Below are 6207 nucleotides of genomic sequence, written 5' to 3'. Positions count from 1 at the left end.
GATGTACGAAGGGTAGGATGATACGAGAGATGGCGCATCAGTTGTGACGTTACATCTTCCACGCATGAGCCGCCACAGAAATAAACGCTCATCAGCGAACGGACTATCTCGCTGAACTGATATCCGAAGATACTGCTGCATCTCTGACCCAGTGTTGAGTCGATAACGGGTGAAAGCATGGAGTCAAATTTCTCCATGATTGAAAAAATTCCTCCAAAAGGTGTGAGTTTCTCAGATTTAATTTGTATTTTTGCCATGTCATATTAGAGTTTTGCTTGTTTTCTTTTTGCAACACTAAGATAAGTGAAAATTCTGACATGGCAAAATCCTGGGCAACTTTTTGTTGCTCAGGAACTTATAAATAAAGTTAAATTATAGTGTTGCGGAATTAAGGCTATTAATGAATATTATAAGCAGTTGGGAGCTTATTGTCGTGAAGAAGGAAAAGAAAAAGATGATTTCTTTAAGCGTATTGATGGTGCTTATTGTGCTATATCACATCTTTTCTTTGGGGAACATGGCGAAATAGCCCAGTCAGACTCAGATGTTGAGCTTATCCAAAAGTTGCTCGAAGCCTATAAGGGGTTACAACGCTTTATCAAGCCTTTATTAGGTCATGGTGATGAAGCTGATAAAGACAATGAGTTTGATGCAAAACTTCGTAAAGTATGGGATGAACTCGACATCATTACACCGCTTTATGATAAAGTACGCAATTGGCTCTCTCGTAAGATATATAACCCTGAGAAAATAAAGCTATGTTTTGAGAATAATGGCAAGTTGTTATCTGGATGGGTTGACAGCAGAACTAAATCCGATAATGGTACTCAATATGGAGGGTATATCTTTAGAAAGAAGAATGAAATTGGTGAATACGATTTCTATTTGGGTATTTCTGCTGATACAAAACTGTTTCGTCGTGATGCTGCCATCAGTTATGATGATGGCATGTACGAGAGATTAGATTATTATCAGCTGAAATCAAAAACTTTACTCGGAAATAGTTATGTTGGAGATTATGGACTGGATTCGATGAATTTGCTTTCTGCATTTAAAAATGCTGCAGTTAAGTTCCAATTTGAAAAGGAAGTGGTTCCTAAAGATAAAGAGAATGTGCCAAAATATCTCAAGCGCCTAAAACTGGATTATGCAGGATTTTATCAAATTTTGATGAATGATGATAAGGTTGTTGATGCTTACAAGATTATGAAGCAGCATATTCTTGCGACATTGACTTCTTCGATTCGTGTACCTGCGGCAATAGAGTTAGCTACTCAAAAAGAATTGGGTATTGACGAATTGATTGATGAAATAATGAATTTACCGTCCAAGTCATTCGGCTATTTCCCTATTGTCACTGCAGCAATAGAAGAAGCTAACAAGAGAGAGAATAAACCTTTGTTTCTTTTTAAGATGAGTAACAAGGATCTTTCTTATGCAGCAACAGCTTCTAAAGGGTTAAGAAAAGGTCGAGGAACAGAGAATCTTCATTCAATGTATCTCAAAGCTCTTCTGGGGATGACACAGAGTGTTTTTGATATCGGAAGTGGAATGGTATTCTTTCGTCACCAAACTAAAGGTTTGGCAGAAACAACGGCAAGACATAAAGCTAATGAGTTTGTTGCTAATAAGAACAAGCTTAATGACAAGAAAAAGAGTATTTTTGGCTATGAGATAGTGAAGAATAAACGTTTTACGGTAGATAAGTACCTTTTTAAGTTGTCTATGAATTTGAATTATTCGCAACCAAATAACAATAAAATTGATGTAAATTCTAAAGTTCGTGAAATAATTAGTAATGGAGGTATAAAGAATATTATTGGCATAGATCGTGGTGAACGTAATTTACTTTATCTGTCTTTAATAGATCTGAAGGGAAATATTGTCATGCAGAAGTCTCTCAATATTCTCAAGGATGATCATAATGCAAAGGAAACTGATTATAAAGGTTTGCTGACAGAACGAGAAGGAGAAAATAAAGAAGCTCGCCGCAATTGGAAGAAGATAGCGAATATCAAAGATTTAAAACGAGGTTATTTAAGTCAGGTAGTACATATCATTAGTAAAATGATGGTAGAATACAATGCAATTGTTGTACTTGAAGATTTAAATCCAGGTTTTATCAGAGGCAGACAAAAAATCGAGCGTAACGTATATGAACAATTCGAAAGAATGCTAATTGACAAGTTGAATTTTTATGTTGACAAGCATAAAGGTGCCAATGAAACGGGAGGTTTGTTGCATGCACTTCAGCTTACTTCTGAATTTAAAAATTTCAAGAAAAGTGAGCATCAGAATGGGTGTCTTTTCTATATTCCTGCATGGAATACTAGCAAAATAGATCCTGCAACAGGTTTTGTCAATCTCTTTAATACGAAATATACGAATGCAGTTGAGGCGCAGGAGTTCTTTAGTAAATTTGACGAGATTCGTTACAACGAGGAGAAAGATTGGTTTGAGTTTGAATTTGATTACGATAAATTCACTCAGAAGGCGCATGGTACACGTACTAAGTGGACGCTCTGTACTTATGGTATGCGTTTGCGTTCATTTAAAAATTCTGCAAAACAATATAATTGGGATTCAGAGGTAGTAGCGCTTACCGAAGAATTCAAAAGAATACTTGGAGAAGCAGGTATTGATATTCATGAGAATCTAAAAGATGCAATCTGTAATTTGGAAGGTAAAAGCCAGAAGTATCTCGAACCTTTGATGCAGTTTATGAAATTGCTGCTACAATTGCGTAATAGTAAGGCTGGTACTGACGAAGATTATATCCTTTCTCCAGTTGCTGATGAGAATGGAATATTCTACGATAGCCGTTCTTGTGGTGATCAACTTCCGGAGAATGCGGATGCTAATGGTGCTTACAACATCGCTCGCAAGGGACTGATGCTGATTGAGCAAATCAAGAATGCAGAGGATTTGAATAACGTCAAGTTTGATATATCCAATAAGGCTTGGCTCAATTTTGCACAACAAAAGCCATATAAGAATGGATGATTATATTCAGCTTTCAACGTTGAATGACTTTATCTTCTGTCCGTACTCCATATACTTGCATTGTGTGTATATGGAGTCGGACGGAGATTTATATAAAGCCGCTCCACAGACCAAAGGTACTCTAGCGCACCAAGGCGTGGATGAAAAGAAAGGGAGTAATCGAAAGAGTGATATTATGGCGCTCCCGGTTTATTGCGATGAGTTAGGCATATCTGGCAAGATTGATGTCTATAAACAGGACAAGCGTTTGTTGATAGAACGTAAGAACAATCTCAAACGCATCTTTCGTGGTCAGATTTATCAGCTGTGGGGACAATACTTCTGCTTGAAGGAAATGGGATATGAAGTTGAACAGCTTGCTTTCTATGAAATATCTACCAATAAAATGATTCCGGTTGACTTGCCGGGAGAGCTTGGTAAACAGGAATTGATAGGATTCATAGAACAGTTCAAACGTTATAATCCTGCTTCTACTACGATACTGGTAAATCCAAATAAGTGCATCCATTGCATTTATTGCAATCTTTGCGATAAAACGAATACGGATAATGTTTACACATAAAGACATAGAAATGCGAACCATATTCGTGGTCAATTGTATTGAGCACGACCGAAGTCTTCGAGTAAATAGCGGAGAACTGATGCTAGAGGAAATTGAAGGTGATAAGAAAAAGACCTTGACTAAGTTTCCCTTCCAAAAGTTGTTGGCTCTTTTCATTATTGGTCACATCACAGTGACAACTCCATTGATTGATAAATGCAAAAAGTATGGAGTAGCTTTGGTAGTTATGAAGCCAAATCTTCGTCCAGTTTTTTATTGGTCGGATTCAGCAGAAGCGAATTATTTGCTTCGGCAACGTCAACACGAACAAAAAGATACAGATTTGGCTTTAGCTTTACAAATTGTTCGCAATAAGATACAAAATCAAAGTTTAGTTTTACAAAAGACTCGTAGAAAAGATGAACTGACGGCAGAAGCCATCAGGCAGTGTGCTGCTGCTCTTGATACTCTTTCTGATATTGATGATTATAACCAACTTATGGGGTTGGAAGGGGCAATTGCAAGAACATTCTTTGCAGCCTATTTTCAAAACTATGGCTGGCACGGTAGGCATGCAAGGATGAAAACTGATGTTCTTAATGTTGCTTTGGATATAGGCTATACCATTTTGTTTAATTTTATAGAGTGTTTCGTGCGTATGTTTGGGTTTGATCTTTATGTAGGTGTGTATCATCGTCTTTGGTTTAAGCGCAAATCTTTGGTCTGTGATTTAATGGAACCTTTCCGTTGTATAATAGACCATGCAACTTTATTAGCATTTAATCGTAAGCAGTTTTCGGAGAAAGATTTTGTTCTTAATAAACGAGAATATTCTTTGAAATATGAACGTTGTGCTGATTACTATCGAGTATATTACGATTCACTGATAGTCAGGAAAAGTGATATTTTCGCATATATTCAACAGTATTATCGTTGTTTTATGGGAAGAAAATCTGTTAAATCATATCCTATTTTCTCGTTCTAATGATTATTGTGAGTTACGACATAAAAGACGATAAAATGCGCACCAATTTCTCAAAAATGTTGAAGAAAAATGGCGCTATTAGACTTCAGCTTTCTGTATATGAAGTTGTCAATTCCAAAAGGATAATGGATAACCTTATTGCTAAAATACAGGCTTATGCTAACCATTTTATGCCAGATGATAGCGTGATTGTTTTCGAAGCAGACACTAACAGAATGATAAAATATGGTAGCGCGATTCATCGAGACAAACCAATCGTCTTTTTTTGAGAGTACAAACCTCTGTCTATATGTAATTGCGAAATATGATACATCTTGTTATAACACAATCAGTTGCGCAATCTGCGAAGTGCGATTTTTGTTGATAGGGGGTATAACATGTCGAAAATAATACCCTTTGAATAGTTGATAGTTGCTATATTTTTTGTATCTTTGCACGCGAATAGAGGCTATAATGCCTAAGTAATTTCTACTATTGTAGATTTGGGCATTGCGTTCTCATCCCTATGGACGGCTATAATGCCTAAGTAATTTCTACTATTGTAGATCTGACTGCGACATGTGGATCAGCGAAGAGGCTATAATGCCTAAGTAATTTCTACTATTGTAGATGTGATGGTGTCTGCCACGTCCTGCTGAGCGGCTATAATGCCTAAGTAATTTCTACTATTGTAGATTGGCAGCATCGGCCTGTGCCTTGGTGTAGGGCTATAATGCCTAAGTAATTTCTACTATTGTAGATCGGTCAAAGCATCAACGATCTGGACTTTAGGGCTATAATGCCTAAGTAATTTCTACTATTGTAGATTTGACACCCGTCTGCGTTATCGGAGGCGGCTATAATGCCTAAGTAATTTCTACTATTGTAGATTGAATGTGCGTGCCACGGTCGCCATTCCGGGCTATAATGCCTAAGTAATTTCTACTATTGTAGATATACAGCAGCGGCGATACGAATATCTTGGGCTATAATGCCTAAGTAATTTCTACTATTGTAGATTCGGCATCAAAGAGTTCTTCGTACTGGGCTATAATGCCTAAGTAATTTCTACTATTGTAGATTGATGGCAGAACACGTATGGATGATTGTTGGCTATAATGCCTAAGTAATTTCTACTATTGTAGATTCCATCGTCACGTCACCATGTGTGTAGGGCTATAATGCCTAAGTAATTTCTACTATTGTAGATCACAAGTAACCGCCGAGTTCAACCGTGGTAGGCTATAATGCCTAAGTAATTTCTACTATTGTAGATTAAAATGTCATGGGTTCAGGTCAATGTCATCAATTACAAGCGTTACAGATAACAGTTTCGATAAAGCAAAACTATGGATTATCGTTTTAGCCTCAAATATACCTATATAAATGGAATAAAAGGTGGAAATAGTTTGTGGATTGAAGAAAAATGTGTAATTTTGGAGGCGAAAACCTTACTATGATATAGAAGGAAAATGGGGTTAAACGAAACCACATTGGATTATCAACAATTTAAATATAGATTATGTACATATTATTATTTGTAGCTTTTGCCGTTTTTATCACCATCAGCTGGATGATGAAAGATGTATGGTAGGTGAAGCCTCTTAAGGTTGCACACGGATGTTTTAGTCGCACGGATTTTACTTTTGTCCTTACAGGACGTTTGTAAAATGTTTTGTTGTGTCCGCAGGGCGTCGCC

4 protein-coding genes, 1 pseudogene and 1 CRISPR repeat array are annotated in these 6207 nt (G+C 36.9%); of the genes and pseudogenes, 4 read left to right on the top strand and 1 reads right to left on the bottom strand.

Going from position 1 to position 6207, the window contains the following annotated elements; genetic code table 11:
- A pseudogene (locus CIK96_RS06270) lies at window positions 1-257 on the bottom strand (IS1380 family transposase); the annotation flags it as partial.
- Between the two features lie 130 nt (window positions 258-387).
- On the opposite strand from CIK96_RS06270, the gene cas12a reads away from it, so the two are divergent.
- The 4 genes from cas12a to cas2 are packed head-to-tail and all read left to right on the top strand — an operon-like array spanning window position 388 to window position 4798.
- Window positions 388-3003: a type V CRISPR-associated protein Cas12a/Cpf1 gene (gene cas12a / locus CIK96_RS06265; RefSeq protein ID WP_094440074.1), complete on the top strand. Its 2616-nt coding sequence runs from the start codon at window positions 388-390 to the stop codon at window positions 3001-3003.
- Entirely contained in the window at window positions 2996-3565 is a 570-nt protein-coding gene (gene cas4 / locus CIK96_RS06260) for a type V CRISPR-associated protein Cas4 (protein ID WP_094440073.1), read from the top strand. The genes cas12a and cas4 overlap by 8 nt, the downstream gene beginning before the upstream one ends.
- The gene (gene cas1, locus CIK96_RS06255; protein WP_094440072.1) at window positions 3552-4529 is read left to right on the top strand and encodes a type V CRISPR-associated endonuclease Cas1; all 978 of its coding nucleotides are present in this window, start codon (window positions 3552-3554) and stop codon (window positions 4527-4529) included. Before cas4 ends, cas1 begins: the two co-directional genes overlap by 14 nt.
- Complete coding sequence (gene cas2 / locus CIK96_RS06250) at window positions 4529-4798, top strand: CRISPR-associated endonuclease Cas2 (RefSeq protein ID WP_094390813.1); 270 nt, start codon at window positions 4529-4531, stop codon at window positions 4796-4798. Before cas1 ends, cas2 begins: the two co-directional genes overlap by 1 nt.
- A gap of 177 nt (window positions 4799-4975) precedes the next feature.
- A CRISPR array of direct repeats spans window positions 4976-5784; the repeat unit is 36 nt; unit sequence GGCTATAATGCCTAAGTAATTTCTACTATTGTAGAT.
- Between the last annotated feature and the right edge of the window lie 423 nt (window positions 5785-6207).

It is taken from the genome of Prevotella sp. P4-98, from assembly GCF_002251405.1.
GTDB lineage: Bacteria > Bacteroidota > Bacteroidia > Bacteroidales > Bacteroidaceae > Prevotella.
Note: the sequence above shows the minus strand (reverse complement) of the source record. Positions and strands in the feature narration are given on the sequence as shown.